The 2,898-nt window shown below is 32.5% G+C and carries 3 protein-coding genes; 1 reads left to right on the forward strand and 2 read right to left on the reverse strand.

What is annotated here, in order from left to right; genetic code table 11:
* On the forward strand, positions 1 to 582 hold a 582-nt coding region (locus ACIQ56_RS16340; protein WP_397602102.1), incomplete at its 5' end, for an EcsC family protein.
* A gap of 13 nt (positions 583 to 595) precedes the next feature.
* On the opposite strand, the gene ACIQ56_RS16345 is transcribed toward ACIQ56_RS16340, so the two are convergent.
* Both ACIQ56_RS16345 and ACIQ56_RS16350 read right to left on the reverse strand, forming a co-directional pair.
* Positions 596 to 1,570: a CobW family GTP-binding protein gene (locus tag ACIQ56_RS16345; RefSeq protein WP_397602103.1), complete on the reverse strand. Its 975-nt coding sequence runs from the start codon at positions 1,568 to 1,570 to the stop codon at positions 596 to 598.
* Positions 1,571 to 1,627: 57 nt separating this feature from the next.
* Positions 1,628 to 2,611 carry a FliG C-terminal domain-containing protein gene (locus tag ACIQ56_RS16350; protein WP_397602104.1) on the reverse strand — a complete coding sequence of 328 codons (984 nt, stop codon included), beginning with the start codon at positions 2,609 to 2,611 and terminating at the stop codon, positions 1,628 to 1,630.
* Positions 2,612 to 2,898: the final 287 nt, after the last annotated feature.

Below are 2,898 nucleotides of genomic sequence, written 5' to 3' on the forward strand. Positions count from 1 at the left end.
GCTTATGAAAAAGCAACATCAAATGCTTTAATAGGTATTGAAAGCTCTCAAACTCTTGCAGAAAGTTATTTAAGAGAAGAGGGCTCTTTGGAAAATAGAATCGATTCCTTAATTCGTTGGCAAAATACAAAAGCAGCCGCTTTAGGTTTTGCTGCTGGACTTGGAGGAATTATCGCTATTCCAGTTACCATACCAGCGAATCTTGCAAGTGTTTTATTTGTTCAGGTTCGAATGATTGCGGCAATTGCTATCATGAATGGTTATGATGTTCGAGACGATCGGGTTAAAACCATGATTTTTGCATGTATGTGTGGATCTGCTGGAGGTGATATTTTGAAGAATGTAGGAATTGAATTGAGTACAAAGTTTTTAAACAATATTCTCCATAAAATTAGCCAAGAAACCATTATAAAGATCAATAAAGCGGTTGGATTTCGTTTATTGTCAAGATTTGGTGGAAGTGGAGTAATTAATTTTGGAAAGGCTGTTCCCTTAGTAGGAGCATTGGTTGGTGGTACATTTGATGGTGTGACCACCAATATTATTGGCAATGTCTCTAAAAAAATGTTTTTAAAAGAATAAAACAATTTTGTGTTTATTTAGCAACACAAAGGGAAAGTCCTTCTTCTAAAACATCTTTTGGAAGATGGCGTCCAATAAAAACAATTCTTGTTTTTTTCGTTTCGTTTTCTTCCCAAGCTCTGTCTTCATTGCTTCCCATTGTGGTATGCACACCTTGAAACACAATGCGTTTGGGTTCATCTTTAATATATAAAATACCTTTATAACGTAACACTTGGTTACCTAATTCACTAATAACAAGTTGCATAAATCGATTTAAACGTTCCATGTCTAGCGGACGTGTTTCTTCAAGGTAAATACTTTGAATAGAATCATCATGATTATGTTCATGGTATTCTTTTGTTATATCTGGATCAAGTTCGCTTCTTGCTTGCAAATCAAAAGCATTAATTCCTAAAACTTCACCAATTTGAATATTGGAATTTACAGTTTTAAAAATTTTGGCAATGGAGTTAATAGATTTTATTTTTGTTTCTACTTCTTTAACTTTATCTTCATTTATTGTATCTATTTTATTTAATAAAATGATATCAGCAAAACCAATTTGGTCTTGAGTTTCTTTTATTTCAGCTAAATTGAGATCAATATGTTTTGCGTCAACAACAGTAACAACAGCATCAAGATAAAAGAATTTGCGTAAGTTTTCGTCCATAAAAAATGTTTGGGCAACAGGGCTTGGGTCTGCCATTCCCGTTGTTTCAATGACAACATGGTCAAAATCAATTTTCTTTTTTATAAGATCGAGACAAATTTTTGTAAGATCTCCACGAACCGTGCAACAAACACAACCATTATTCATGATTTTAAGCTCTTCGCCTATGCTTTGAACAACAAGTTCGGAATCTAAATTCACATCCCCAATTTCATTTAAGATAACAGCAATTTTTTTACCATGATTTTCTTGAAGCATTCTATTTAAAAGAGTGGTTTTTCCAGAACCTAAAAAACCTGTAACAACGGTAACGGGATATTCTTTATTACTGCTCATTTGGGAACTCTCCATGAAAGGGAAAATGGCTTAATGCCATAAGCTTTGTCCCCTTGTTTATACCAAAGTTTCTTCCCAGGGAAATACAATTTTTCCAGAATCCTTTAGTTCCAATGCTTTTTTAACAATAAAAGCAGCAGCCTCTTCCGCTTCTTTTTTAGGTTGTTTATGACCATCCCATGCCTCTTCTATAAGATGCCTTCTTTTTTTGGAAACACCCTTCAAAAATTTTTCTTTAATTTCATGGCTTTCTAATCTAAGAGCCATAGAAAGGATTTGATCCGATAAACTAGAGCATAAATAGGACAAATGAATTTGATCCAGATCGGCAAGTCTGCTTAAGGAAAGGAGTCCTTCCATGAGTTTTTTTGCTAATTCGGGGTCTTTTAATTTTATCCCCTCAAGGAGTTTTTCTCTTTGATCTTTTGTAGAAACTTGCAAAACACTTTTAATTTTTTCAAACCCACCCGCATTGATTTCTCTTGGGTTTACATTTCTTTTAAGTTTATCAAGTTCTTCATATAAATTTTCTAATTCGGGAGTGTCGACATGATTCATTTGACTGATTCTTAAAATAAGTTCACAGCGGATAAAATCTTCAAAGCGTTTAAATAGGGAGCTTGATTTTTCTGGATTTGATATGGATAGAACTAGAGATATTGTTTGTGGCAGTTCTAATTTAAGCCAGTTAAAAAGAATTTTTTCATCGAGTTCGTCTAATATTTTTCTAATTTCATCTATTAAAAAAGAATCTGAAATGCTTTCAATCCATTTGGGGTCTTTTATTGTATTATTTGCCGCATATAATATTTTTTTTGCATATTCTATTGAGAATTTAGCAGTATCTGAATTTAAATTTTTAATAATTTCTAAAAATTCTTTTGCAATTTTTTCAATTTCAGATTCAGTTAGTACTGGTATTCTTGAAAAAGATCTTAATATTTTTTTGACTTCAAATTCAGGAATATTTTGTATTAATTTACTTGCATTTTCTTCTCCAGCTAAAGCTAGAATAGCTGCTGCTTTTTGTGCAGGTGTCATTTTGTTTTTTCCTTAGCAATTTGATTTTTTACGTACTAAACATTATTTTATCATTTTAAGTTAGCCAACCTAAACTTTTGAGGCGTATTAATGTCAACAAATAATCCAATTAGGGTCGTAAGCCCAAGCGAAGTAGTGATTAATAATAAGATTTATATTCGAGTCACTTCACATTTAGTATTGAGTGCGCATCTTAATGCGGCTAATAATCTTTTTGGTGGTCTTCTTGTTCAATGGGCTGATGAGTGTGCTGGCATATATGTCATGGAAATTTTAAAAACGCATCA

Source organism: Silvanigrella sp., assembly GCF_044369315.1.
Lineage (GTDB): Bacteria > Bdellovibrionota_B > Oligoflexia > Silvanigrellales > Silvanigrellaceae > Silvanigrella.